Annotated in this window: 2 tRNA genes; both read left to right on the top strand. The window is 45.3% G+C overall.

The features are described from left to right. Positions 1–61 precede the first annotated feature (61 nt). Positions 62–138: transfer RNA gene (locus J8M00_RS28110), tRNA-Ile, on the top strand. Between the two features lie 112 nt (positions 139–250). Beyond that, positions 251–326, top strand: a tRNA-Ala gene (locus J8M00_RS28105). Positions 327–371 lie beyond the last annotated feature (45 nt).

The following is a 371-nucleotide window of genomic DNA, read 5'->3' as shown; positions in this document are numbered from 1 at the left end:
ATTTGTTCGAAGTGTCCACACAGATGATTGTTGATTAGAATTAGAGAACACAACATTGTTTGGGTCTGTAGCTCAGCTGGTTAGAGCGCACGCCTGATAAGCGTGAGGTCGGTAGTTCAAGTCTACTCAGACCCACCACTTCTTCCCGATGCTGCGTTTTTAAGCTCGTCGTTTAGAAAACACTAAACGTCCTCACTTAAAGCCTTGCCTCAAAAAGAAGTGTAAACAAACAATGTCTTCCTAGTAATGTGGGGCTATAGCTCAGCTGGGAGAGCGCCTGCCTTGCACGCAGGAGGTCAGCAGTTCGATCCTGCTTAGCTCCACCACTTTACTACCACTTCTTAAAGATAAGCACTCTTACTTAGTTTACT

The sequence above is a fragment of the Pseudoalteromonas luteoviolacea genome, assembly GCF_018100925.1.
GTDB classification, from domain to species: domain Bacteria; phylum Pseudomonadota; class Gammaproteobacteria; order Enterobacterales; family Alteromonadaceae; genus Pseudoalteromonas; species Pseudoalteromonas obscura.
The sequence above is the reverse complement of the archived record's forward strand: the minus strand, read 5'-3'. Positions and strand labels throughout refer to the sequence as shown.